The sequence below is a fragment of the Aeromonas sp. QDB14 genome, from assembly GCF_027707845.1.
Lineage (GTDB): Bacteria > Pseudomonadota > Gammaproteobacteria > Enterobacterales > Aeromonadaceae > Aeromonas > Aeromonas caviae.
This window is the reverse complement of record NZ_JAPCJD010000041.1, coordinates 13,010-36,353: the sequence shown is the minus strand read 5'-3', so window position 1 is coordinate 36,353 and position 23,344 is coordinate 13,010. Positions and strand designations below refer to the sequence as shown.

At 65.2% G+C, this 23,344-nt stretch carries 22 protein-coding genes; 7 read left to right on the top strand and 15 right to left on the bottom strand.

What is annotated here, in order from left to right:
• Positions 1–121 precede the first annotated feature (121 nt).
• The 3 genes from PG887_RS14070 to PG887_RS14060 all read right to left on the bottom strand — a co-directional run bounded on the left by PG887_RS14070 (position 122) and on the right by PG887_RS14060 (position 2,444).
• Positions 122–751, bottom strand: a complete 630-nt coding sequence (locus PG887_RS14070; RefSeq protein ID WP_200164299.1) for a glutathione S-transferase family protein — start codon at positions 749–751, stop codon at positions 122–124.
• 108 nt (positions 752–859) lie between these two features.
• The gene (locus tag PG887_RS14065; RefSeq protein ID WP_119197231.1) at positions 860–2,128 is read right to left on the bottom strand and encodes an O-acetylhomoserine aminocarboxypropyltransferase/cysteine synthase family protein; all 1,269 of its coding nucleotides are present in this window, start codon (positions 2,126–2,128) and stop codon (positions 860–862) included.
• A 139-nt stretch (positions 2,129–2,267) separates the two neighbouring features.
• Positions 2,268–2,444, bottom strand: coding sequence for a hypothetical protein (locus PG887_RS14060; RefSeq protein WP_080988754.1), 177 nt, complete (start codon positions 2,442–2,444; stop codon positions 2,268–2,270).
• A gap of 100 nt (positions 2,445–2,544) precedes the next feature.
• Here PG887_RS14060 and sgrR point away from each other — a divergent pair, with 100 nt between their 5' ends.
• From sgrR to PG887_RS14045, 3 genes are read left to right on the top strand one after another with little or no spacing between them, the layout of a single operon-like run.
• A complete protein-coding gene (sgrR, locus tag PG887_RS14055) occupies positions 2,545–4,299 on the top strand; it encodes an HTH-type transcriptional regulator SgrR (protein WP_270821992.1) in 1,755 nt (584 codons plus the stop codon).
• Positions 4,300–4,334: 35 nt separating this feature from the next.
• Positions 4,335–4,730, top strand: a complete 396-nt coding sequence (locus PG887_RS14050; RefSeq protein WP_010672731.1) for an acyl-CoA thioesterase — start codon at positions 4,335–4,337, stop codon at positions 4,728–4,730.
• 30 nt (positions 4,731–4,760) lie between these two features.
• On the top strand, positions 4,761–5,474 hold the full coding sequence (locus PG887_RS14045) for a hypothetical protein (protein ID WP_010672732.1): 714 nt from the start codon (positions 4,761–4,763) through the stop codon (positions 5,472–5,474).
• Positions 5,475–5,528: 54 nt separating this feature from the next.
• Here the strand turns inward: PG887_RS14045 and PG887_RS14040 are convergent, their stop codons facing one another.
• Both PG887_RS14040 and PG887_RS14035 read right to left on the bottom strand, forming a co-directional pair.
• Positions 5,529–6,269, bottom strand: coding sequence for a lipase secretion chaperone (locus tag PG887_RS14040; protein WP_104455169.1), 741 nt, complete (start codon positions 6,267–6,269; stop codon positions 5,529–5,531).
• Positions 6,266–7,177, bottom strand: coding sequence for an esterase/lipase family protein (locus PG887_RS14035; RefSeq protein WP_199769585.1), 912 nt, complete (start codon positions 7,175–7,177; stop codon positions 6,266–6,268). Before PG887_RS14035 ends, PG887_RS14040 begins: the two co-directional genes overlap by 4 nt.
• Before the next feature lie 305 nt (positions 7,178–7,482).
• On the opposite strand from PG887_RS14035, the gene PG887_RS14030 reads away from it, so the two are divergent.
• On the top strand, positions 7,483–7,908 hold the full coding sequence (locus tag PG887_RS14030) for a hypothetical protein (protein WP_104456048.1): 426 nt from the start codon (positions 7,483–7,485) through the stop codon (positions 7,906–7,908).
• Between the two features lie 23 nt (positions 7,909–7,931).
• A complete protein-coding gene (locus PG887_RS14025; protein WP_270821994.1) occupies positions 7,932–8,546 on the top strand; it encodes a superoxide dismutase in 615 nt (204 codons plus the stop codon).
• Positions 8,547–8,594: 48 nt separating this feature from the next.
• Here PG887_RS14025 and PG887_RS14020 read toward each other — a convergent pair whose 3' ends face one another.
• The 8 genes from PG887_RS14020 to PG887_RS13985 form a co-directional block, all read right to left on the bottom strand.
• Positions 8,595–9,512, bottom strand: coding sequence for a SanA/YdcF family protein (locus tag PG887_RS14020; protein ID WP_270821990.1), 918 nt, complete (start codon positions 9,510–9,512; stop codon positions 8,595–8,597).
• Between the two features lie 156 nt (positions 9,513–9,668).
• A complete protein-coding gene (locus PG887_RS14015; protein WP_270821989.1) occupies positions 9,669–12,416 on the bottom strand; it encodes a collagenase in 2,748 nt (915 codons plus the stop codon).
• A gap of 176 nt (positions 12,417–12,592) precedes the next feature.
• Entirely contained in the window at positions 12,593–13,993 is a 1,401-nt protein-coding gene (menE, locus tag PG887_RS14010) for an o-succinylbenzoate--CoA ligase (protein ID WP_270821987.1), read from the bottom strand.
• Positions 13,994–13,996: 3 nt separating this feature from the next.
• A complete protein-coding gene (gene menC / locus PG887_RS14005) occupies positions 13,997–14,926 on the bottom strand; it encodes an o-succinylbenzoate synthase (RefSeq protein WP_104451956.1) in 930 nt (309 codons plus the stop codon).
• A complete protein-coding gene (gene menB, locus PG887_RS14000) occupies positions 14,926–15,786 on the bottom strand; it encodes a 1,4-dihydroxy-2-naphthoyl-CoA synthase (protein ID WP_039039779.1) in 861 nt (286 codons plus the stop codon). Before menB ends, menC begins: the two co-directional genes overlap by 1 nt.
• Positions 15,779–16,543: a 2-succinyl-6-hydroxy-2,4-cyclohexadiene-1-carboxylate synthase gene (gene menH, locus PG887_RS13995; protein WP_270821985.1), complete on the bottom strand. Its 765-nt coding sequence runs from the start codon at positions 16,541–16,543 to the stop codon at positions 15,779–15,781. Before menH ends, menB begins: the two co-directional genes overlap by 8 nt.
• On the bottom strand, positions 16,533–18,278 hold the full coding sequence (menD, locus tag PG887_RS13990) for a 2-succinyl-5-enolpyruvyl-6-hydroxy-3-cyclohexene-1-carboxylic-acid synthase (protein ID WP_270821983.1): 1,746 nt from the start codon (positions 18,276–18,278) through the stop codon (positions 16,533–16,535). The genes menH and menD overlap by 11 nt, the downstream gene beginning before the upstream one ends.
• 33 nt (positions 18,279–18,311) lie before the next feature.
• Positions 18,312–19,643, bottom strand: a complete 1,332-nt coding sequence (locus PG887_RS13985) for an isochorismate synthase (RefSeq protein WP_270821981.1) — start codon at positions 19,641–19,643, stop codon at positions 18,312–18,314.
• Between the two features lie 210 nt (positions 19,644–19,853).
• Between PG887_RS13985 and PG887_RS13980 the strand changes: the two genes are divergently transcribed.
• Positions 19,854–20,759, top strand: coding sequence for a 1,4-dihydroxy-2-naphthoate polyprenyltransferase (locus tag PG887_RS13980; protein WP_039039775.1), 906 nt, complete (start codon positions 19,854–19,856; stop codon positions 20,757–20,759).
• A gap of 205 nt (positions 20,760–20,964) precedes the next feature.
• Here the strand turns inward: PG887_RS13980 and PG887_RS13975 are convergent, their stop codons facing one another.
• Positions 20,965–22,359 (bottom strand): PepSY-associated TM helix domain-containing protein, encoded by a 1,395-nt coding sequence (locus PG887_RS13975; RefSeq protein ID WP_045523081.1) that lies wholly within the window; start codon positions 22,357–22,359, stop codon positions 20,965–20,967.
• A gap of 285 nt (positions 22,360–22,644) precedes the next feature.
• Here PG887_RS13975 and PG887_RS13970 point away from each other — a divergent pair, with 285 nt between their 5' ends.
• A complete protein-coding gene (locus tag PG887_RS13970; RefSeq protein ID WP_234924046.1) occupies positions 22,645–23,007 on the top strand; it encodes a hypothetical protein in 363 nt (120 codons plus the stop codon).
• A 39-nt stretch (positions 23,008–23,046) separates the two neighbouring features.
• Here the strand turns inward: PG887_RS13970 and PG887_RS13965 are convergent, their stop codons facing one another.
• On the bottom strand, positions 23,047–23,337 hold the full coding sequence (locus PG887_RS13965) for a YkgJ family cysteine cluster protein (protein ID WP_039039772.1): 291 nt from the start codon (positions 23,335–23,337) through the stop codon (positions 23,047–23,049).
• Positions 23,338–23,344 lie beyond the last annotated feature (7 nt).

Genomic DNA, 23,344 nt, shown 5'->3' with positions numbered 1-23,344 from the left:
CCCAGGGCGGTGAAGATATCAAAGACCCGTTTTCCGGTAAATCGCAATGCGGCTCCGCTTAAGTGAACAGCATTGCCCCGATCATCGGGGCGTTTTGCGTGGTGTCGCCGGGCACTGCCGTTTATTCGGCGCTGCGGTCCAGCTCGCGCTCCAGCGCCGCCGCCTTCTGGCGGGCCGGATGGGTATTGAGGCGCTGCCAGTAGGCTTGCAGATGCGGGAACTGGGCCAGCTGACCGCTCTGGGCCAGCAGATCCACCAGGAAGGAGTTCAGGATGTCGGCGCCGGTGAGGCGATCGGCCACCAGGTAACGGCGGTTTGCCAGCACCTCATCGAGATAACCCAGCACCTTGGAGCACTCGGCTTTGGCGTAGTCCGGCAGGAAGCGCATCGGGCTGCCATCCTTGCGCACGAACATATCGAGCAGCAGCGGCAGAATGCCGGAGCTCTCGGCGAAGTGGAGCCACTGCAGGTATTCGGGATACTCCGGGCTGTCGGTGGCCGGTGCCAGCCGGTCCGGGGCGTGGCGGGCGATCAGGTACTCTGTGATGGCACCGGATTCCGCCAGCACCCGGCCGTCAAACTCGATGACCGGCGACTTGCCGAGAGGGTGGACGGCCTTGAGCTCGGGCGGCGCCAGAAAGGTAGCGGCATCGCGCTGGTAGGCCTTGATCTCATAGGGCAGGCCCAGCTCTTCAAGCAGCCAGATGATGCGCTGGGAGCGGGATTTGTTCAGGTGGTGCAGGACTATCATGGAAACCTCGACGCAGTGACGGAAGGCGGTGATACGCAGCGCCCCGGCAGCAGGTTCACTGATGGATGAAAAAGAGCGGGCGTGGTGCCCGCTCCTTCGTCGATTGACTCAGGCCTCCAGCGCCTGATCCAGATCCGCCAGTATGTCCTCGATGGCTTCGATTCCCACTGACAGCCGGATCATCTCAGGTTTCACTCCAGCCTTGGCCTGCTCCTCTTCGCTCAACTGGCGATGGGTGGTGGAGGCAGGGTGGCAGGCCAGGGACTTGGCGTCGCCGATGTTGACCAGCCGCTTGAAGATCTTGAGCGCATCGTAGAAGCGCACGCCCGCCTCGTAGCCGTCCTTCAGGCCGAAGGAGAGGATGGCCGAGGGGCGACCGGCCATGTACTTCTCCGCCAGCGGGTAGTGGGGGTGACCCGGCAGACCGGCGTAGCTGACCCAGGCCACCTTGGGGTGGTGCTTGAGGTGGTGGGCCACCCGCAGAGCGTTGTCCACGTGGCGTTCCATGCGCAGGCTCAGGGTTTCCAGCCCTTGCAGTAGCAGGAAGGCGTTCATCGGCGCCAGCGCCGCCCCGGTATTGCGCAGCGGCACGGTGCGCACCCGGCCGATGAAGGCAGCCGGGCCGAAGGCCTCGGTGTAGACCACCCCGTGATAAGAAGGCTCGGGTTGGGTCAGCTGGGGGAAGCGCTCGGCGTGATCCGCCCAGGGGAACTTGCCCGAGTCGACGATGACGCCCCCCAGGGAGTTGCCGTGGCCGCCGACATATTTGGTCAGGCTGTGCACCACGATGTCGGCGCCGTGTTCGATGGGTTTGCACAAGACCGGAGTGGCGACCGTGTTGTCGACGATGAGCGGCACGCCGCGGGCGTGGGCCACCTTGGCCAGGGCGGCGATGTCGACGATGTTGCCGGCCGGGTTGCCGATGCTCTCGCAGTAGACCGCCTTGGTCTTGTCGTCGATGAGGGCGGCGATGGCCTCGGCGCTGTCATCCTTGGCGAAGCGCACCTCGACCCCGAAGCTCGGCAGCATGTGGGCGAACAGGGTGTAGGTGCCGCCATAGAGCTGGGGGGTGGAGACGATGTTGTCACCAGCGGCGGTCAGCGCCTGGATGGCGTAGGTGATGGCGGCGGAGCCCGCCGAGACCACCAGGGCGGCGATGCCCCCTTCCAGCGCGGCCATCCGCTGCTCCAGCACATCGTTGGTGGGGTTCATGATGCGGGTGTAGATGTTGCCTGGCACCGCCAGATTGAACAGATCCGCCCCGTGCTGGGCGCTCTCGAACTCGTAGGCCACCGTCTGGTAGATGGGCACGGCAACGGCCTTGGTGGTGGGGTCGTTGGCAAAGCCGTGGTGCAGGGCCAGGGTCGCATCTTTCATCACACACTCCTTGTTGGATGTCACCATTATGGATGGATAGACGTCCAATCTATCAGGCCCAGCGCCGATGTAAACCACCCATTCCGGCAAAGCAATGCCTGGGGATGGCGGTGACCGGATGGCGTCTGTGACGGCGACCTCAGAGACGGCGGCGATACTCCCTGTCGTCTATCTGGTGCATATCCCACTGCATCAGGCGGTTGAGCTGCACCATGGGATCTTCGACCAGCGTCAGAGGGCGGGGCAGGATCCTCAGGAAGTAGCGACGGAGGGTTTGCTGGATCCGGTTCGGTTTGAGGGGGTTGGCGTGGCTCATGATGGTGCTCCTGTGCTGTGGTTCTCACGTTCGCCAGCAGTATTGAGCTAAAATGCGGAAGTAAAAACTGATGACTTTCAGCCAATGGATTTCCTCTTTTATGCCTACTAGCCGCCTTTATCAGCAATTTCAACGGCTCGCCCAGCAGCTTGGCTGCGACGAGCGGGAGATCAGCCTCGCCGAGGTGGCGGACTTGCTCTGCTGCACCCCCCGCAATGCCCGCCTGCTGCTGCGCCGCATGGAAGGGCAGGGCTGGCTGTGCTGGACGGCGGAGGCAGGGCGGGGGCGGCGCTCCCGCCTCACCCTGCTCGACAACCAGGAGAGCCTGACCCGGCGCCGATTGCGGGATCTGCTGAGTCAGGGCCAGCTGGCGCAGGCGGTGCGGCTGGCCGAAGATCGCCTGGATCTGCTCACTCCGCTGCTGATCGAGCAGCTCGGCCAGGCCACCCGGGAGGGGCGCCAGATCCTGAGGGTGCCCTACTACCGGCCCCTGCCCGGTCTGTTGCCCACCGCGCCCTTGCGCCGCTCCGAAATTCACCTGAGCCGCCAGATCTTCAACGGTCTGACCCGGCGAAACGAGGAAAATGGGGAAATAGAGGGGGATCTCGCCCACTACTGGGAGTGTCTGGCCCCCTGTCACTGGCGCTTCTATCTGCGCCCCGTGGTGCGCTTTCACCATGGCCGCGAACTGGTGGTGGAGGATGTGATGGAGAGCCTGCAGGCCTTGCGGGATCGCCCGCTGTTCGCCCATCTGGCACGGCTGGAGAGCCGCTGGCCGCGTACCCTGGACATCCATCTCGACAGCCCGGATCCTCTGCTGCCGCACCTGCTGGCCGAGCCGGTGGCGGCCATCCTGCCGCGGGAGCTCAAGGGGGAGGCGAATTTCGCCCTGCAGCCGGTGGGCACCGGCCCCTATCGGGTGAGTGCCAACGATCCCCTGCACCTGTGCCTAGAAGCATTCGACGACTACTTCGGACTGCGGGCCCTGCTCGACGAGATCGACATCTGGATGCTGCCGGAGCTGGCGGAACGGCTGGAGAGCCACGTCAGGCTGGGCAGCGACACCCCGGAGCTTGGTTCCATGCGCGGGGAGTCCGAACTCGAGTCGGGCTGCTACTTCCTGCTGCAGGACGACAGATCGGTCCCCCTGCAGGACCCGGCCCTGCGCCAGTGGCTGACCCGGCTGCTCAACCCCATCGCCCTGATGGCCCGGGTGGCGCCCGAGCTGCAGCGGGGCTGGACCAGCGCGCTGGGTCTCCTGCCCCACTGGCGCGAGAGCCTGCCTCTTCCCGAGTCCGGCCCGGTCAGCCTGCCAGCGCGGCTGGTACTGGCCTGCTTCAACCAGCATCTGGAGTTCAACGAGTGCGCCAGCGCCATGAGCAGCCTGCTGGCAGAGCAGGGGATCCAGCTCGAGGTGCGTACCCTGGACTACGGGCGCTGGGTGAGCGGGGAGGATGAAGATGTTGATCTCTGGTTCGGCACCCTCAACCTGGAGCATGAGCACGCCTTCGCCCCTTACGCCTGGCTTCAGGGCACCCCCTTGCTGCGCCGGGTGTGGGGCGGCCAGCAGGCCCTGTGGCAGGGATTGACGCAGTGGCGCGCCCATGGTGAAGAGCCCGGCCCCCGCGCCCTGCTGGCCGAGGTGCAGCGCCAGAGCTGGTTCGTGCCGCTGTTTCATCACTGGCTGGAGCTGGAGAGCCGGGTCGGCGTGCACGGTGTGCGCATGACGGCCCTTGGCTGGTTCGATTTTCGCTGCGCCTGGTTAAAGCCCGAGCAGGTGGCGCAGGAGCCGGAAACCGGCGGTGGCTCTCACCCCCAGGCAGGGACGCTTGAGTCGGACGGGTTGGCGCGCTAGCCTGTGCGCGGTCCTACGACAAGGAGTCGACATCCATGCTGGAAATGCAGATCCAACCCCGTTTTCAAGAGACGGACGCCCTCGGCCACATCAACAACACGGTGCCGGCGGTCTGGTTTGAATCGGCCCGTGATCCCCTGTTTCGCCTCTTCTCGCCTGAGCTGGATGTGCATGACTGGCATCTGATCATCGCGGGCTACACGGTGCAATTCAAACGGGAGCTGTTCTATGGCCAGATGGTGTCGATCAAGACCGGCGTGCGGCGTATCGGTACCAGCTCCTTCACGCTCTGGCAGGAAGCCTGGCAGGGCGGCGAGCTGGCGGTGACCGCCGAGACGACCCTGATCCATTTTGACTACCGGACCCGGCAGTCCATCCCTTTGAGCGAGGCTCACCGGGAGGGACTGAGGGTCTGGCTGGTAGAGAGTTAATCCGGCCTTCGGGCCCACCACAGGACACTTATGCGCACAACCGCGATCGCCCTGAGCCTCGGCTTGGGACTGGGACTCTGCTCCCTGCCTTCATTCGCCGCCTCCCTGGCCGAGCAGTTCACCCTGATGGAGAAGGGGGCCGACAGCGCCCTCGATACCCGCTTGTTCAGCCACGATGGCGTTGACATCAAGGCCTGGGTCGACGGCACGCCCGTCATCATCGCCGTGCCCATCCTGAACGAGCAGGGCAAACAGGAAGGGGAGAGCCGTTACTACTTCAAGGGCGGCAAGCTGTTCGGGGTGAAGGAGCCCGCCGCTCAGTTCGCCTTCGATGACAGTGGCAAGCTGACCCAATGGCTGGACGACAAGGGGCAGCCTGCGGAGTTTGTCAGCAAGATGAGCATGCAGCAGCGGGAAGCCTGGCTGACCAGACGGGCGGCCGAGCTGGGCGGGTTGTTTGCACCGAGCACCGCCGAGGAGAAGGCTGACAAGGGGGGCGTCAAGCTCAAGGGGGCCGAGCTCGCCCAGTGGCTCTGCAATGGCAAGCTGATGGCGCTTGCCGGAGGTGACAAGGTGACCTTCGAGCCGGCCAAACTCAAGAGGAGTGCAGAGGGCATCAAGGGAGAAGTTTCCCTGCGCCAGGAGAAGGGGTGGCAGGATCTCTGCCTCACCTGCGAGGTGCAGGGCAACCGGGTGACTCGCCTCACCTGGCAGCCGCTGCCGGGGGCCAACAAGCCGCAGTAAGGGCGGCAGCGTCAAAGAATGGGGGCCCACTTGCGGGCCCCTTTTTCATGCCGGTTACTGCTCGCCCAGGGTGAGCCGGGTGAGGGCCTCCACCCGTCGCCACTGACCGGGCTCGAACCAGCGTGCCAGGATCTCCGGCTGCTGGCTGGCACGGGCCTCGGCAGGCAGGGGCCTGATCTCGGCCAGATAGCCGGCCAACTGCTGCTCGAACCCCTGCTGGCTCTCTGCCAGCTGGTGCAACCGGTCTGCCGCCTCCGGTCCCAACTGTTCGCGCAGTGCGGCGTCACGCCCTACTGCGGGGAGTTGCTCCAGAGCCTGCAGATCGCCGAGCAGGCGGCTGTTGGCCTCCGCCTCCCGAAACCACTGGGGCTGCTCCGCCAGCCAGAGCTCCAGCTCGCTCGCCAGCAGCGGCTTGTCGGCATCGCTGGACTCCGCCAGCGCCTTGCGGCGCAGGGTCCACTGCTCCATCAGCCTGTCCTCGGCAAACAGCTGCTCCTGCTCGACCGGGGTGAAACGCTGCCTGCGCAACTGTTCGCGCTCGTCGAACAGCTTCTGCAAGCTGGCGAGGCCCGGATCCGCCGGCACCGTCAGGCTGCCCTCGGCCCCGAGAAAGGCTTCATGACGGGCCTGCAGCGAGGACTTATCCGACGGCGGTGCGGCCTGCCTGACCAGAGGGGAAGCGGGCCCTGCATGTTGCGGCGAAGGGGCGGTTGCGTCAGCGGAGGTCCAATACTGCCAGCCCCCCAGCAGCAGGGCCGCCCCCAGCGGAGCAGCCATCAGCCATGCCCTGTTCATAGTCCCAGCCTCTGCAGGCGGTTGGCGTGCTGGCGATAGAGGTTGACCGGGTCGGTCTCGAACAGGTGGCGAATGCCGAACGACTGGTTCACCTCGTCCAGATGGTTCATGCGGTAGTGGGTGCCGATCACCTTGCCGAGGTGGCTGCTGCATACTCCGACCAGGCCATCGTTGGGCTCCTTGAAGAAGCTGCCGGTCAGCGCCAGCGCCGGATCCACCGGATCCAGGATGTTGGTCATGGTGCCGCGTCCGCTCCAGGAGAAGTAGTAGACCCCGTTGGCGGCCTGCATGGGCCCTTCACCGCAATGCTGGCTCGGCAGCCCTTCCGGATAGCGCTGGTTGAAGCGCTGGGCGCCGGTGCTGGTGAGGGCGTCGAGGGCTGCGAGGGGATCCTGCGGCAGCTGGCTGCCCCCGGAGAGCAGCGAGATGACCCCGGACAGGGCCGAGGCGGCGGCCACCGCCAGACCTTCGGCCGCCGAGCCCGGCGTCACCTTGGCCCGCACCAGGTCGGCGATCTCCGAGCCATGGTTGACCCCGCCCACGCTGGTGGCGGAAGCGACCAACTCGGGGGCGACCGAAGCGACGTAGCGAATGGTGGGGCCACCGTGAGAGTGGCCGATGAGGTTCACCTTCTCCGCCCCCGTGATGGCGAGCACCTGCTGCACCTGCTTGAGCAGCTGTTCACCGCGCAGCTCCGAGCTCTGGGTGGCGGAGACCTGGGCCACGTAAACCTTGGCGCCATCCCGGGTCAGGGCCTGGGGGATGCCGTAGAAGTAATCGACTCCGAGCAGCTTGTCGAAACCGAACAGACCGTGCACCAGCACTATGGGGTAGCGGGTCTGGGTATAACCGGCCCCCTGACCCAGCATGGGCAGGGCGCACAACAGCATCAATAGCCATCTTTTCATCTTCACCTTCCTTGTGAAAAAACCGGCTGCACTCTGGTCGTCACCGGGGGTCGTCACCGGGCAGCCACCGGCCTCATGCCAGTACCGGCAGCATGGTGGCTGAACTCAAATGTATCTGTGGATGGGATCACTAAACCGGGGATTGCAGAAAAACCCTACCCATATGGGCAAAAAAGGCGGCACCAACTATTCCTTGTGTCTGCTCATCAAATAAGTTAAATAATAATTATTATCATTTGAATGGTCGAGTCATGACGGGAACCTGGGTGAAGGGGTGGGTCGGTACCACCGGAGCGGACAGCAGCATGGCGCACTGGAAGGCGCAGACCCTGAGTGGCAACCGCCATTTCGATGCGGGGGAGTACGCCAGGGCGCTCGACTGCTATCAGCAGGCGCTGTGGCTTGCCCGCCAGCAGTTTGCCGAGTGGCACGATGCCGACGAAGCGGTGGCGGCCCTGGTGGTGGCCCATCACAACCTGGCGGATCTGCTGGTGGCCATGACCCTGCCGGATCGGGCCGCCGACCTGCTGTGTCACATCCATGATTGCCTGCTGGCCACCAGCCAGTCCCCCACCAGTTCCGCTGCCCTGCGGGAGGCGGCTGTTCGCCACGCCCGCAGCACCCGTACCGAGCTGCTCGCCTTTCTGGGCAAACACGGTCATCACGACGGCATCCAGCGCAGCCTGGGTCAATGTCTGTGTCAGACCGGCTCTGCCCATCAACTGCATTGAGCCCAACAGGAGAGACAATGAACATGAGCCATACCCTGCCAGCCCTTCCTTACGCCTATGACGCGCTGGAACCCCATATCGATGCAAAGACCATGGAGATCCATCACAGCCGTCACCATCAGACTTATGTCACCAACCTCAATGCCGCCCTGGCCGATCTGCCGGAGCTGGCTGCCCTGCCGCTGGAGGCATTGCTTGCCCGTATCGACAGCCTGCCGGCTCAGGTGCAGGGGGCGGTGCGCAATCACGGCGGCGGTCACGCCAACCACAGCCTGTTCTGGCAGGTGATGAGTCCGCAGGGCGGCGGCGAGCCGGACGGCGAGCTGGCCGCAGCGATCGAGCGGGATCTGGGTGGGCTGGAATCCTTCAGACAGGCCTTTACCCAGGCGGCGTTGAGCCGTTTTGGCAGCGGCTGGGCCTGGCTGGTGGTCGATGGGCGCGGAAAGTTGCAGGTGGTGAGCAGCGCGAACCAGGACAGCCCCCTGATGGAGGGGCTCACCCCCATACTCGGGCTGGATGTGTGGGAGCATGCCTACTACCTCAAGTACCAGAACAAGCGTCCCGACTACATAGCCGCGTTTTACAACGTGATCGACTGGGATGAGGTGGCACGGCGTTACGTGGCGGCAAGGGCCTGACGCCCCATTTCACCTGATGAAAGAGACCCGCCTGTTGGCGGGTCTCTGCTATTGAGGGGTCGGCGCGCTGCTGGCAGCCGGATTATCCACGGGTGTTGCTTCGCTCGGCACGGCTGCGCTGGTGGCTGGTGCACCGCTGGTTGCAGCCGCTGCACTGGTGGCTGTTGCAGCGCTCACGGCCGTTGCCTGCTTGGCCTTCGGCTGATGAGGGGGCGGTGCAATGGGCAGGCAGGGCTGGCTTGCCCCTATGGTGCTCAACGCCTGGCAGGGAACGGGAGCGCCGATGACGATGGGCTCGCCGAGGAACTTGGGCCCCTTGTCCAGTACGTAGAGGTCGAGCAGCCCCATCAGGCGAGCGAACACCTCGCGTACCCGGGTCTTGATGCCCTGATAGGCGCTGGGATCCACGGCGTTGAAGCCGACCGCCTCGATGCCGAAATGGCGGGCGATGAAGATGGCTCGCTCGTTGTGGAAGGCCTGGGAGACCACGGTGAAGTGGGCCTGACCGAACACCTCCTTGGCACGTATGATGGAGTCCAGAGTCCGAAAACCGGCGTAGTCGCTGTAGATGGCGCTGGCCGGAATGCCGGCCTGGATCAGGGCCCGCCGCATTTGGCGCGGTTCGTTGTACTGCACGGTGGCGTTGTCGCCGGAGACCAGGATGTAGTCCACCTTGCCGTTGTTGTAGAGCTCGGCGGCGGCCTTGATCCGGTATTTGAAGTAGTGGTTCGGGCTGCCGCCAATCAGGTATTTGGAGGTGCCGAGCACCAGGGCGACCCGGTTGTAGGGCACCGCGTTGACGTCGTCATAGGTGTAGTGACGGGCGTCCGAGACGGTCCACTCGCTGTAGCCAAGCAGGGCGGCGATGGAGGCCAGCAACAGGCAGAGGCAGGCGAGCAGGATCTTGGCAAACTTCTTCATGCGCGGTGCGGTTCGGGTCTGAAGTAAGAGAAGACAGGGGGTCATTCTATTACAAGTTGTTGTGGCGCGTCAGGTTTGATGGCGGCGCAGGGGCTCACTCGGGCAGAGGTTGTCGCAGCGCGCGCCCCGATCCCGGGCTTATCAAACGGCGCCATAAACAAGGGGCGGCCATAGCCGCCCCTTGTCATAGCCGTCTCGTTCTCAGTGGGAAGAGTCGTTGGCCTTGCACTCGTCGGAGTCCTTGCTGGCTTCCCACCAGGGCAGCAGCTCGCGGCCGAGCCACTGCTGGTAGGCCTCGCTGTCATTGGCAATCAGCTGGTCCAGCTCGGCTTCGAAGGCGCTAATGGCCTGCTGCTGATCCGGGTTGCGCAGGGCCTGGGCCATGGCCAGCCAGCTGGCGCCGCGACCGGTCTCATTCAGGAAGCGGTGCACAGTGTAGGACCAGGAGTAGACCATCTCGCCACCCTTGTCGTAATCCAGGTGCAGGATGTCGGCCAGGGCCGGACGGTCGCTGGCCGGACGGCCGGCGACGTTGTCCAGACCACGGGCGAAGCACTGACCGTGGGCGATGAACTCCGCCAGCCCTTCCGACCACCAGGTGGTGCGGTTGAGCGGGTAGTGGCCGAAGCTGCCGTACTGGTTGAAGCGGCCGTCCAGGTAGTGCACGTACTCGTGGCGCAGGTTCCACACCTGGAACGCTGGGCGCTTCCACTCCGCCTCGTAGGCGAAGAAGCGGGCCTGGTTGCCGGGGCGAGCCGGATCCCCTTCGAGGTAGATGCCGCCGTTGTCGGTGGAGACGCCGCCGAACAGGGCACTGCCGTAGCGTTTCCAGTCGGCGGAGGAGTTGAAGACCACCAGTTCCAGCGCCTCGTTGTGATCGTCCGCCACCGGCTGCCAGCCGGTCTCCATCTGCTGGTGGAACTGCTGCTCTTCGGCACCCAGTTCACGGCAGATCCCTTCGGCCTGATCCATGGTCAGGTCCTGGGCCCGCAGGCGCAAGGTCGGCGAGCAGGTGTGCTCGAACGGCAGCACGTCCTCCACCCGGACAGGGGTGCAGAGCCCCGCGAAGTCACCGCTGATGCAGGCTTCGCTGGTGCGGTCCGTGTAGGTCAGGTAGTAGGTGGAGAGGGTCAGTGACATGTCTTCCAGCAGATCCTGACTCTGCTGGCCACCGGGGATCAGGTCGTGGTGGCGAACCAGTGCGATGACGGAGTCATCCAGCAGCTTGCGGTAGCCGTCGAGCTCGTCCTGTCGGGTGTAGCGGGCGACCCGGTAGAGGCGGGTATAGGCATCCAGCACGTTGTTGAGCAGGAACAGATCGGCGCCATCCCTTCCTTGCCACAACGCGAGCTCGCTCATGCCGAGGGCGTGCAGCTGCTTGCGCAGCTCGCCATCCTGCTGGCGGAAGTCGTTGGCGAAGGGGTCGCTGTAGTCGCTGGCGAAGTCGAGGAAGTTGAGCAGATCGAACAGACCGGTTGCCCAGGCGTGCTGACCGTTGATCTCGCTGGCATGGCGGGTGCTGTAGGCCAGCATCTGGTTGAACTCGCCGAGCAGGGTGCCAAAGCGGCTCTGCACTGCCGGGCTCTTGAACTGACCGTGCAGAGCGATGCTCCAGGCACCCATGACGGCGCCTACTTCGTCGCTGGCCTGCTCCGGGAAGAGCAGCGGATGGGCACCGAGTGCCGTCAATGCCTCGGCCAGCGCCTCAGCAGCAGCCGGGCCGTCTTCCTTGTGCTTGCCGTAGTTGTGGTAGTTGTGGGCACGCACGTATTCCAGCAGCAGCTTCATGGCCGGATGGGCCGGCTGATTGGCCGCCAGCAGGCTCTGGATGCCGCGCGACACGGCCAGCAGCTTGGTGTCATCGTGACCATAGTTCTCCTGCCAGACCGGTGCGGGCTGGCCACTGGCATCCTGCACTATCTTGGCAGCTTCGGCGTCCAGTAGCTCGGTGCCCGGCAGATCCGGCTCGGAACAGGCGCGGCCGTCGGCACGGTGACAGTCGAGCTGCTCTTCCTTGCTGGCCAGCACAATGGGGCGATTGAGCACCCGGCTCTCCTGCCACTCGGTTGTTTCCGGCAGGGTCTGCCATTCGCTGCCCCCGACCGGGTATTGATAGCCGGTGTCCTTCAAGACCACCTGCACTTCGCTGCCGGCGGGCAGGGTTTGACGGCACACCCGGTAGCTGATGGTCTTGTCCCCTTCCTGACGGGTCTGGGGTTCATCGCACTCCTGCTGGGCCTTGATCTCATCCAGCAACCAGGTGTACTGGCGCCAGACGTGCAACTCGCTCACCTGCTTGGCGGCCTGGCTGCCCGCGATGGGCTGCAGGCGGAAGAAGATCTGCTCGAGGCGGCCATCCCGTTCGTTGGGGGGCTCTTCCAGCACCTTCAATTGCTGCCAGTTTTGCGGCTGGTACTGCCATGCCTGCTCGGCGCAGCGGCCTTCGGCGTTGAGCTCGCAGCGATCCAGCTCCTGCTCGCTGTGACCCAGGATGACCCGCTCAGCCAGCGGCAGACGATCCTGACGCGGCGCGGTCGGGGTGCCCGCCAGCGGCTCCCAGCGGCCCTGCTTCATGCCGTAGCCATAGTCATAGCTGCTGGCCGGGACGGCCTTGCCGGCCGGTACCACCTCTTCACAGCTGAGGTAGCGGATCTGCCAGCCCTGCTCGACCTTGAGCTGCGGCTCGCCGCACAGCTGCTCGGCCAGGGCCGCCAGGTTGGCGTCGCGCCAGTCGAAGCGGCGATACACCCTCAGCTGCTGATAGGGGGCGCCGGCGTCGCGGGCGCTCAGCTCGTAGGTCACTTCGGTGAGGCGATCCCCCAGCTGGCGGCTGGCTTCGCCGTTGAGTTGATACTGTTGCCAGTCGGAGGGGGAGTAGTTGGCCAGCGCCGAAGTGGCGAGCAGGCCTGGGGCTGCCAGGAGCAGCAGCCGGGGAGAGAGGTGCTTCATCATGATCCCTTTGGTGGATGGAGAGGCGTGGGGACCAGAGAGGTTATTGGGCTCCAAAGGAATATCAATTGGCCAGATGGCGCAGCGAAATGATGCATTCGGGAGCAAACAACATAAAAACAGCCCCAAAGGGGGCTGTGTTGATAGCAAGGACTCCGCCCCATATGGGGGAGGCGTCACTCCTTTTGTCGCAAGCTGCGGGCGAGCAGGGTGCGGGAGGGTTTCAGATTACCGCCGAGATCCGGCCAGGGATGCCACTGGTCCGGCACCATGAAGCCGGGTAACGACAGCCTGATCCAGGCGGCCAGCTCGGCAGATGGTGCCGGTTCGCCGTGCCAGTCGATGAAGGCGGCGGGCCTATGCCCCCACTCGTCGCTAGGCACCGGCACCACCAGGGCCTGGGCCACGGCAGGGTGATCCACCAGCCGCTGCTCTATGGTCTCGGGCTGGATGTTCTCCCCTCCCGAGATGAAGAGGTTGTCGAGCCGCCCCTCCACCACCAGATCGCCCCCCGGAGTGAGGCGGCCCTTGTCCCGGGTGTGGAACCAGCCCTCTTCATCGAGGGGGCGCACCAGCTCGCCCTCCCTGAAATAGCCGGCAAACAGGGTCTCACCGCGCACGCAGATCTCCCCCTGGCGAATGCAGACCTCCCGCCCCGGCAGCGGGCGACCCACCACGCCGGCGGCGCAGGGTTGCTCGGTGCAGACCTGGCTGCCCATCTCGGAGAGGCCATAGCTCACCTTGGGCTCCAGCCCCAGAGCGGTCAGCCGGTTGACCAGGGGCGCCGGGATGGCGGCGCCCCCGAGCAGCAGTTCTCGCACCCGGGTGCGGGATGGGTCGAAGCCCTGTGCCAGCAGGCGCCAGAGCTGGGTCGGCACCAGCGAGAGGTGGGTGATGGGCTGATCCTCGAGCCGCGCCTTGAGGGGCCGGGTGCGATCGTCCAGCACCAGGGCGGCTCCCGCCAGGAAGACCCGGAACAGGATGGCGTAACCGCCGACGTGAAACAGTGGCAGGGAGAGCAGCCAGCCGCAGGCTTCGTCCAGGGGGATCAGGGTGGCGGAACCCCGGGCCGAGGCGAGGTGGTTGGCGAGGCGGTGGACCACCGCCTTGGGGGTACCGCTGGATCCCGAGGTGAGGATCATGTTGTTCGGCTGGTCGGGTACCAGCGGGGACTCCCCATCTGCGGCCAGCTCGCCCGTGAAGTCGAGGCTGAGGGCTTGCCAATCGCCCGCCGGGATCTCGCCTGCCGACCAGAATGCCCGGGCCTCGAGCTGGCTCGCCAGTATGCTGTGTCTGGTTGCCGGAAAGGCGGGATTAAGGGGGCAGAAGACGATGCCGCTGCGCACGCAGGCCCAGGCCAGCAACACATCCTCCAGAGCGCCGCGCACCACGGCGGCGAGATGATCTCCCCGTTCCAGCCCGGCCCGGGCGAGCTGATTGCACAGGCTGTTGAGGCGCAGGTCAAGGCGCTGGTAGCTAAGAGGCTCCCCGCTGTGGATGGCAATGCGATGAGGGGCCAGTGTCGCCCAGCGTCGTACCGGGCAGGTTTCCTGCCGTGGGATCTGACGGGTCACCATGGGTCAGTCACGGTGAAACAGGGGGTCCATCCTGCCCGGATCGGGTTGCCCCTGCTTGTCCAGCAGATCCCTGGCCAGCCAGCGGCGGGTATCGAGGCCAGGGGCCTGATCCGGCGCCCACTCCCCCGCGAGGCGGGCGAGCTGACCGAGGCCGAGACCAGACTCGAAACAGGAGGAGACGATCACCTTGAGCTTCAGTTCGCGAGCGCGGGCTACCAGGGCCTCGCTGTTGGCCAGGGCGCCGAGCAGGGTCGGCTTGAGCACCAGGGCGCGCAGTTGCGGGATGGGCTCCCAGGGCTTGCCCTGGGCCAGCAGTTCATCCAGCGCCACCGGCATGCCGGTGTGGCTGGCGACGAAGGCGATGTCCTCGAAGTCGGCGCACAGATCTTCGAGGTATTCGATGCGATTCGGATCCAGGTGGCCGCAGAAGGCCCAGGCCTCCTCGCGGGTCCAGCCCTGGTTGGCGTCCAGGACCAGTTTGAGGTTGGGGCGCCGATCGAGCAGCAGCCGGATCAGCGCCAGCTCGTCGCGCATGGGGTAGCGGGCTACCTTCAGCTTGGCCTTGAGGGGGGTCTCGTGCAGCCACTGCTTCCAGTTCTTGAGCAGCTCCTGGGGGGAGCCCTGGATCAGCGGATAGGGCTCGGGCAGGGGGGCACCCTGCTCGGGCCAGCTACGACGGGCGCAGTCGAGCCCGAACTGCACCGAGGGCAGCTGTGGTGTCGGGGTCTGTCCCCGCGCCAGCTGCGCCAGACAGTCGAGGGCCTCGGCCTGGGCGTCGGCCAGGGTCTCTTTGGAAAATCCTGGCAGGGGGGCTATCTCCCCCCAGCCATCATCGATGCGTACCAGCAGGCCCTCGCGCGCTACCTGCAACTGACCGTGAAAGGCCAGGGGCTGGGTAAAGGGCAGTTGGTAGCGGTAGAGGGCGAGTGTCATCAGGGATTCCGCTTGTATTTGGAGAAGTCGGGACGGCGTTTCTCGTTGAATGCGTTGCGCCCTTCCTGACCCTCTTCGGTCATGTAGAACAGCATGGTGGCATTGCCTGCCAGCTCCTGCAAACCGGCCTGGCCGTCGCAGTCGGCGTTGAGGGCCGCCTTCAGGCAGCGCAGGGCCATGGGGCTGTGTTGCAGCATCTCGCGGCACCAGCGCACGGTTTCACGCTCCAGCTCGGCCAGGGGCACGACGGTGTTGACCAGCCCCATGTCGAGGGCCTGTTTGGCGTCGTAGAGGCGGCAGAGGAACCAGATCTCCCGAGCCTTCTTCTGACCGACGATGCGGGCCATGTAGGAGGCGCCCCAGCCGCCGTCGAAGGAGCCCACCTTGGGGCCGGTCTGGCCGAACTGGGCGTTGTCGGCGGCGATGGTCAGGTCGCACATCATGTGCAGCACGTGGCCGCCACCGACGGCGTAGCCAGCCACCATGGCCACCACGGGTTTGGGGCAGGTACGGATGTCACGCTGGAAGTCGAGCACGTTGAGGTGATGGGTGCCTTCATCGTCCTTGTAGCCACCGTAGTCGCCGCGGATCTTCTGGTCGCCGCCGGCGCAGAAGGCCTTCTCGCCGAAGCCGGTGAGGATGATGGAGCCGACCTTGTCGTCGTAGCGGGCATCGGCCAGGGCTTGCAGCATCTCTTTCACGGTACGGGGGCGGAAGGCGTTGCGCACCTGGGGACGGTTGATGGTGATCTTGGCAATGCCCTCTGGGGACTTGTGATAGAGGATGTCCTCGTAACCGGCGGAGCAGTCGTGCCACTCGACAGGGGCATAGAGCTCGGCTTCCGTCATTGCTTCAATCATGGATCTTCTCTTCTGGTTGGTGAGCCCACTCCCGCAGGAGCCGGGCAAAGGTATCGGGCTGGCTTGTGTGCAGATTGTGTCCGCCATCCAGAGCCAAGTGTTTGATATTGCAGCCTTGCTTTACCAACTGGCAAGCGAGGGCATGGAATTTGTGATCCCGGTTGCCGGAGATCCACTGCACCGGCAGCCGGGTATCCCGAAGCCAGGGGGCGAGATCCGGCTGCCGCCCCAGGGACGTTGCCCTCAGCATGGCGGCCACGGCCTTGCCGTCGTTGCCAAGGCGGCGTGCGGCCTGGCGGATGCGGGCATCGTCGTCCAGGTCGGCGAAGACGCCCTGGCGGTACCAGTCGGCAAGCACCCGGGTCAGGGGCTCGCACTCGAAACGACGGGCCCAGGCTTCATCGTGAGCGATGCGGGCCGGACGCTCACCGGCAGGCAGCCCGGGGTGGCAGTTCTCCAGCAGCAGGGCCTGCAACCCCGCCGGGGTGTGGCTGGCGTGATGAAGCGCGAGCCGCCCCCCCAGCGAATACCCCACCAGCCGGTAGTGGGCGATATCCCGTGCGGCCAGCTCGTCGCAGAGCCAGCGATGGGCCTCGTCAAAGCCGCTCACCCGCAGTGCCCGGTTGCGGCCGTGGCCCGGCAGATCCAGGGCATGGCACGGGACGTCGGGCAGGGTCTGGATGACAGGTCGCCAGTCGTCGGCGTCCCCCAGCAGGCCGTGCAGCAGCACCAGCGGCGCGGCGGGATCAGAGACCACGGATAGCGGCTCCCAGTGCTTTGAGATCCTCGGCGACTTCACTGCTCGGTACCTTGATTTCAATCAGGGTTACCCCGTTTTTCAGGGCTGCGGCATAGTCCTGCTCAAATGCGTCGAGGGTGGTGGGGGCCCGGTAGTGCAGGCCAAACATGGCGGCGGCGTGCTCGAAGTGCAGGCCGTGGGGCAGGCAGTAGTAGGTCTCCAGCAGGGCGTCCTGGGTGGGCACAGGCAGCATGCGGAAGATGCTGCCGCCGTCGTTGTTGAGCAGGATCACCACCAGGGGGCGGCTCCCCTTGCCGAGCAGCGCCAGGCTGTTGAGATCGTGCAGGGCGCTGAGATCCCCGAGCAGCAGGGTGGTGGGCTCGCGACTGTCAGGCGGGACCGACTGTGCGAAGCCGTATGCGGTGGCGATAAGGCCATCGATGCCGGAGGCGCCGCGGTTGGTCATCACCCGGCTGGGGCCCTTGCCCACCTCGCCCAGCATGTCCATCAGCCGGGCCGGCATGCTGTTGCCGACGAACAACTGACCCTGGATGAGCTGATTCAGGCGATGGCACACCCCGAGCTCCGAGAAGCGATCACAGGCGGTGCGGATCTGCTGGCTGATGGCCTGCTGGCGCGCGGCCAACTGGTGCCAGGGCTGCTGCGAATGGGGGATTGGATGGGCGGCCGCAAAGGCGGCGGGGTCGCACACCAGGCGACGTCGCAGCCGGTAGTCGGGGTCGAGGCGTGCCGGCTGCGGGTCCACCAGCCAGTAATCTTGCCAGGGGTGTTGTTTGATGAACTGGCCGAGGCGCTTGGAGATGAGGCGGGCGCCGAATTGCAGCACTACCTCGGCGCGGGTCAGCTCGGCCACGAAGTCGCTGTGTTGCAGGGCGAGATCCGTGTGGACGAGGTTGCGATCATCGAAGCGGATCTGGCTTTGCAGATCCGCCAGCAGGGGCCAGCCGAGGCGGTCTGCCAGCTCGGCCACCGCCTTGCCTTGCACCGGATCCTGGATGCGTCCGGCGACGATGACACCGCGCTTGCCCTTCAGCTCCTCCCAGTCCGGCTGGGCGGGGCAGCCAGGCTCGCCCACCAGCCAGGGGCTCCAGGGCTTGGCCGAGTGCAGCCAGTCGCCGAGGGGCGCCAGGTAATCGGAAAAGTCCAGATAGTGGTCGCCGGGGTAGAGGGGCTCGGGGTACATGCAGTTGAAGTGCACCGGCCCCGGGGTGTGCGCCTGTCGGGCCAGGGCCTGATCCACCGAGCTCAACACGAAGGCCGCCGGAATGGTGGGAGTGGGGCTCGGCAGATTTTGCTGATAGATGGGGTAGCGACCGAAGATCCCCGGCTGATCGATGGCCTGGTTGGCCCCGTTGTCGATGAGCTCGGGTGGCCTGTCGGCAGAGAGAATGATGAGCGGGACCCCGGTGAGCTGGGCTTCTGCCACCGCGGGCCAGAGGTTGGCCACCGCGGTGCCCGAGGTCATGATGACCGCCACCGGGCGGCCGCTCCCCTTGGCCAGCCCCAGCGCCATGAAGCCCAGACCCCGCTCGTCGAAGTGCAGGTGGCGGCGAAAGCCCGGGTGGGCTGCGGCGGCCATGGTGAGCGGCGCCGAGCGGGAGCCGGAGGCCAGGGCGATGTCGCGCACGCCGAGGCGAAAGAGCTCTTCCAGCAAGAGGGAGGACCAGACATGGTTGATGGTGGCGTGATGGCTGGCAAAGGCGTGATGCGCGGACACGTGGCTGGCGGACATGAAGCTCTCGCAGTGAGGAGTCGGTGAGAAACGCTATCCCAGCAGGGAGAGCACGTTGGCGATCTTGTTGTCGAGTTCGGCCCACTCGGCGGCGGGCTCCGATCCCGCCACTATGCCGGCACCGGCGAACAGGCTGATGCGCGGGCCCCTGATCCGGGCGCTGCGAATGGCGACGGAGAACTCCGAGGTCTCCCGGCTCAGCATGCCACAGGCACCGGCATACCAGCCGCGATCATGGGGCTCGCATTCACGGATGAAGGCGAGCGCCGCCTCGCGGGGGGCGCCCCCCACGGCGGGGGTGGGGTGCAGGGCAGCCAGCAGTTGCCAGTCGCAGACGCCGGGTTTGAGCTCGGCCTCGATGTCGCACTTGAGGTGTTGCAGCAGCCGCAATTTCAGAATGTGCGGCTCGGTCAGGGTGGCATCGGTCGTGAGGGGTGCCAGGCGGCTGAGAATGTCGGCGTGAACCAGCCGGTTCTCCAGCCGGTTCTTGCTGTCGGCCAGCAGCTCGGCAGCCAGGGCCGCGTCGGTCGCCTCATCCCCGGAACGGCGAATGGTGCCTGCCAGCGCCTCGGTAAAGAGGTGGCCCTTCTCCCGGCGGTAGAGGCGCTCGGGGGAGCAGGAGATGAAGCTCTGCTCGGGGGAGAACTGAAAGCCGAAGTGGAAGCACTCCTGGGCGTGGCGGGCCCACTGTGTCAGCAGGGACCAGGGGCAGAGGGGTGCATCGTGCGCCTCGCTCTGGAGCAGGCTCTCCCGCGACAGCACCACCTTGGGGGTGCGGGCCTGGAAGTCGGGGGCCGTGACCTGCTCCACCAGGGTCCGCCATTGGGCAGGGCCCGGCAGGTCCTGGCGCTGCCATGGCCGCTTTTGCAGGGCGGGCAGGGGGGCCTCGGGTTGCAGGGCATCGAGCGCCGCCTCGGCGGCGCAGAGTTCGGCTTCGAATGCGTGACCCTCTTCCCGAGCGGGCAGCCAGAGATTGAGGCAGAGGCTGGTGCACTCCCCCCGGCGTACCAGTTCGATACGGGGCAGCACGAAGCGGCAGGGGCCAAAACCCTGCCAGCCGGGCAGATCCGGGTCGAACGCCAGGCCACCGTAGTAGCGAGGGCTGTCTTCACTGGCCGTGCCGGCAAGGTCGCAGACCCGCTGGATATCCTCCGGCCGCGTCAGCTCGTGGATGGCGCCAAGCGCCACGTACTCCGGGCTCTGTTGCCCTCTGGCGTGCCAATAGATGCGGGGGTAGAGCGTCTGGGCCGCCAACCAGCCGGGAAAGACGTCGACGTGAGCGGCCACGCGCAGTCGCACGAAACCGCTGACAGTGCTGTGACGCAGGGCGTCCAGTTGTTGCTTGAGGTGGGTCTGAGCCAACATGGATGTCTAGTCTGAGCCGGATAATCGCGATCGCTCCGGGGGAGGATGGCGCAGGTTGATGCCAAAGGGCGACGATTTCCTATATATTATCTGCCCATTCGTCCATGTAAATTGCCCGGGGGAGCCGACGCCCCCGCGCAGCCAAGTATACCTAAATCCGGTTCGATAACCCTTAACACGATCAATATCTGATTGTTTGGCCATCACAATATGACAAATACCTTCTCTGTTTGGTTGCTGGCGGCGCGTTTGCGAACACTGCCCCTGGCGTGCTCCTCCATCTTGCTGGGCTCGGGGCTGGCAGCCAGCCGGGGAGCGTTCGACGGCACCATCATGGGGCTCTCCCTGCTGACCGCCATCCTGCTGCAAATTCTCTCCAATCTGGCCAACGACTATGGCGATGCGGTCTCCGGTGCCGACAACGGGGAGCGGATCGGTCCCCAGCGCGCCGTGGTTTCCGGCCTCATCACCCGGCACCAGATGTGTGTGGCCATGGGGCTGACCGCCCTGGCGGCCGTGGTGAGCGGCCTCTCCCTGCTGGTCTGCGCCTTCGGGGAGGCGTGGCAGCAGATCCTGACGTTCATCCTGCTGGGGGGAGCGGCCATCGTCGCGGCCATCACCTACACGGTGGGCAAGAGCCCCTACGGCTATCGCGGCTTCGGGGACATCTCGGTATTCCTGTTCTTCGGCCTGCTGGGGGTGCTCGGTTCCTACTACCTCTTCACCCATCGCCTGGAGTGGGACCTGTTGCTGCCTGCCACCGCCTGCGGCCTGCTGGCGACTGCCGTGCTCAACATCAACAACGTGCGGGACATCGAGACCGATGCCGCCAGCGGCAAGATCACCCTGGCGGTGCGCCTTGGCCGCAACCGGGCCATCGCCTATCACTGGGTCTTGCTGGGGGCGGCGCTGCTGGCGACCATCGCCTTCCTGCTGACCCAGCCTGCGAGCCTCTGGCCCTGGATCTTCCTGCCCGCCATGAAGCCCCTCACCGATGCCGCCCGTACCCTGCGAGAGAGTTTCGATGGCGAGGTGCTGACCGGCGCCCTCAAGAAGACCGCCATCAGCGCATTTCTGTTCAGCCTGCTGCTCTCCGCCGGGCTGGCGCTCACCTGAGGCCGACGCGTTTGGCAATGAAAAGGGCTCCCGAACGGGAGCCCTTTTTGCTGATGTGTCGATGCGTTGTTGGTCATCAGACCGATGTGATGATCGAAAGGGGAGGAGCATGCCGCCAGGCGAAGGATGATGTCAGGTGATGCAGACGACGAGGGCCCCCGACAGGGAGCCCTCGTGTGCATGAGGCGGGCTTGCCCCTGACGGGTCAGCTTGCCTGGGCCACGGCCGTGCGGCGAGAGAAGAAGAGACTGTCCAGCAGCCAGATGGCAACCATGGAGGCCCCCACCAGCGGGAAGCAGATCCCGAGCACGACCAGCACCGCGATGGCACCGCCCATGGGAGGCAGCTTGGCGGGCAGGGGCGGGGCGGCGAGGCGACCACTGGGACGGCGGCTCCACCAGATCCAGAGCCCGCTCACCGAGCTTGCCAGAATCATCAGGCAGATGAGCAGCATGACGAGCTGGTGCGGCCAGCCGTAGAGCTTGCCCATGTGCAGCATGACGCCGGTTTCCACCGTCTTGGCGACCGGGCCGTAATCCTGCCAGCGCACGTCGACCAGCACCTTGCCGCTGTATTGGTCGATGTGCAGGGTGGCGTCGTTGCGGGGATCATCGGCAAAGATGGCGATGGTATAGACGCCGGTTTCACCGACCGGGGGGGTGATGCTGTAACCCGGGCTGACCCCACGCTCGCTGGCGATGTCGACCACCTGTTGCAGCGGAATGCGATGGCTGGCCATGACCATGCCCTCGTGTCCGCCGCCATGGGTCATGGCGCTGTGATCATGGCTCTCTGCCGTGGGTTGGGAGCTCGGCATGGGCAGGGTCTCGGCCCCCCAGGAGACGGTCTGTTCGTGAGCCTGGTTGAGGCTGCGGGTGAGGGGGGCCGACTTGGGCACCTCGTTCCACATGGCCGCAGGGAAGCGGTTCCAGACATCGGCGAACTGGCCGCCCCAGAAACCGGTCCAGGTCATGCCCGTCAGCAGCAGCAGCAGCAGGAAACCCGCGCCCCAGAAGCCGACCACGGCGTGCAGATCACGCCACCAGAGACGGCCGCGCTGGTGCATTCTCGGCCAGAGGATGCCCCCCACACCCGGTCCCTTGCGGGGCCACCAGAGATAGAGTCCGCTGACGAGGAGCACGATTCCCCAGCCTGCGGCCAGCTCGATCAGGCGATCTCCCGTGGTGCCAAGCATCAGCTCCGCATGGAGAGCGCGCGCCACCGCCTGCAGGTTCCACTTGTTGTCCATGGTACCGAGCAGGGCGCCGTTCGCGGGATCCATGAAGAGGGTCAGCTCCTGCCCTTCACGCATCACGACTATCTGGGCGCTCGCGTCTGCTGCCACCGGGGGCAGGTATTTGCGCAGGCTGGCGTCCGGCATGGCGATGGTTGCCTTGGCCAGCAGCTGGTCGGCACTCAGGGTCTGGGTGGCGGGCGTCACCTTCATCAGCTGGGGGTAGAGCAGGTTGTCCAGCTGCGGTTTGAACAGATAGACGATGCCGGTGAGGGAGAGCAGGATCAGGAAGGGGGCGACGAAGAGACCGGCATAGAAATGCCAGCGCCAGATCCGTTGGTAATAACTTGCGTCTTGTTGCTTCATCGTTGATCCCTGGGTGAACGCCAAAAGGTTTCAGTAGGTGGAATGTTTTGAGTGGCGCGGATAATAGCAGCAACGTTTTGTTAACTGCAACAGAACATGTCGAAGAAATGTACATTCCACCATCGGGGTAAAAACGGGGGTTGAATGGAGCTCTCCGTTCACAATGCGGGGAGCTTCATGGACTTTTCGGGGATAAATTCTTACTTTGTGGCAACACAGGGCATATCAGCCGCAGCGAAGGACTCAAGGCAGGAGGTGAACGTGCAAGCACACGGCCATTTTGAGATGCAGCGACAAGGGCAACTGCTGATCTGTCGGCCGAGCGGCCCTTTCAACCTGGCAGGCGCCATGGCCTATGAGGGCAAGTTCAGCCAGCAGATAAGCCGTTTGCAGGGAGCCCCCTGGGGCATCGTCGAGGTCGCGACCGAGTTCGAGGCCGCCGGCCCCGAGGTGCTGGCCCGTTTTCGTCGCCAGTTCAACTGGTGCGCCACTCATGGCTGCGCCTTTCTGGCGGTGGTCATGATCGGGGATTTCAAACGTTATCTGGCGGATCACGTCTTCAGCGAGCTTCCCTTTCAGGAGGTGCGCTATTTCGAGGAGGAAGCGCAGGCCATCCACTGGCTGACACAGCGCCTCGAGGGGCTGTAAGGCAAGGAGAACCACGTCAGCACGGGTTGAACTTCCCGTTCATTCCAGCCTGATGAACCACTTGTCCCGCTCGTCGAGGCAGTCGGGCTCCCCCATCTCGAATTCACGGCAGATAAGCGGCCGCACCTCGTAGATGCGACACATCATGGTGTTGCGGTCGAGGGCGGCGCACCAACCATCTTCCAGTCTGTGCATCACGGGCACTTCTCCTTCCCGTTCCTCGATATAGCGGTCCGGCACGCCGGTGTCGGTGAAGAGCATCACCTCGAGGCGGCAGCAGCAGGCTTCGCAGTTCTGGCAGCTCACATCGCTCTGGATTGCTTGGGTCATGTCACCT

Coding starts and splice junctions, on each gene's coding strand:
- menB (WP_039039779.1), bottom strand. CDS start 15,786: ATGATTGAAGCAATGACGGAAGCCGAGCTCTATGCCCCTGTCGAGTGG.
- PG887_RS14050 (WP_010672731.1), top strand. CDS start 4,335: ATGCTGGAAATGCAGATCCAACCCCGTTTTCAAGAGACGGACGCCCTC.
- menD (WP_270821983.1), bottom strand. CDS start 18,278: ATGTCCGCCAGCCACGTGTCCGCGCATCACGCCTTTGCCAGCCATCAC.
- PG887_RS13980 (WP_039039775.1), top strand. CDS start 19,854: ATGACAAATACCTTCTCTGTTTGGTTGCTGGCGGCGCGTTTGCGAACA.
- PG887_RS14040 (WP_104455169.1), bottom strand. CDS start 6,269: ATGAACAGGGCATGGCTGATGGCTGCTCCGCTGGGGGCGGCCCTGCTG.
- PG887_RS14035 (WP_199769585.1), bottom strand. CDS start 7,177: ATGAAAAGATGGCTATTGATGCTGTTGTGCGCCCTGCCCATGCTGGGT.
- PG887_RS14015 (WP_270821989.1), bottom strand. CDS start 12,416: ATGAAGCACCTCTCTCCCCGGCTGCTGCTCCTGGCAGCCCCAGGCCTG.
- PG887_RS14020 (WP_270821990.1), bottom strand. CDS start 9,512: ATGACCCCCTGTCTTCTCTTACTTCAGACCCGAACCGCACCGCGCATG.
- PG887_RS14065 (WP_119197231.1), bottom strand. CDS start 2,128: ATGAAAGATGCGACCCTGGCCCTGCACCACGGCTTTGCCAACGACCCC.
- PG887_RS14070 (WP_200164299.1), bottom strand. CDS start 751: ATGATAGTCCTGCACCACCTGAACAAATCCCGCTCCCAGCGCATCATC.
- PG887_RS14045 (WP_010672732.1), top strand. CDS start 4,761: ATGCGCACAACCGCGATCGCCCTGAGCCTCGGCTTGGGACTGGGACTC.
- menC (WP_104451956.1), bottom strand. CDS start 14,926: ATGACACTCGCCCTCTACCGCTACCAACTGCCCTTTACCCAGCCCCTG.
- PG887_RS14025 (WP_270821994.1), top strand. CDS start 7,932: ATGAGCCATACCCTGCCAGCCCTTCCTTACGCCTATGACGCGCTGGAA.
- menE (WP_270821987.1), bottom strand. CDS start 13,993: ATGGTGACCCGTCAGATCCCACGGCAGGAAACCTGCCCGGTACGACGC.
- PG887_RS14060 (WP_080988754.1), bottom strand. CDS start 2,444: ATGAGCCACGCCAACCCCCTCAAACCGAACCGGATCCAGCAAACCCTC.
- PG887_RS13975 (WP_045523081.1), bottom strand. CDS start 22,359: ATGAAGCAACAAGACGCAAGTTATTACCAACGGATCTGGCGCTGGCAT.
- sgrR (WP_270821992.1), top strand. CDS start 2,545: ATGCCTACTAGCCGCCTTTATCAGCAATTTCAACGGCTCGCCCAGCAG.
- PG887_RS13970 (WP_234924046.1), top strand. CDS start 22,645: ATGCAGCGACAAGGGCAACTGCTGATCTGTCGGCCGAGCGGCCCTTTC.
- PG887_RS14030 (WP_104456048.1), top strand. CDS start 7,483: ATGGCGCACTGGAAGGCGCAGACCCTGAGTGGCAACCGCCATTTCGAT.
- PG887_RS13965 (WP_039039772.1), bottom strand. CDS start 23,337: ATGACCCAAGCAATCCAGAGCGATGTGAGCTGCCAGAACTGCGAAGCC.
- PG887_RS13985 (WP_270821981.1), bottom strand. CDS start 19,643: ATGTTGGCTCAGACCCACCTCAAGCAACAACTGGACGCCCTGCGTCAC.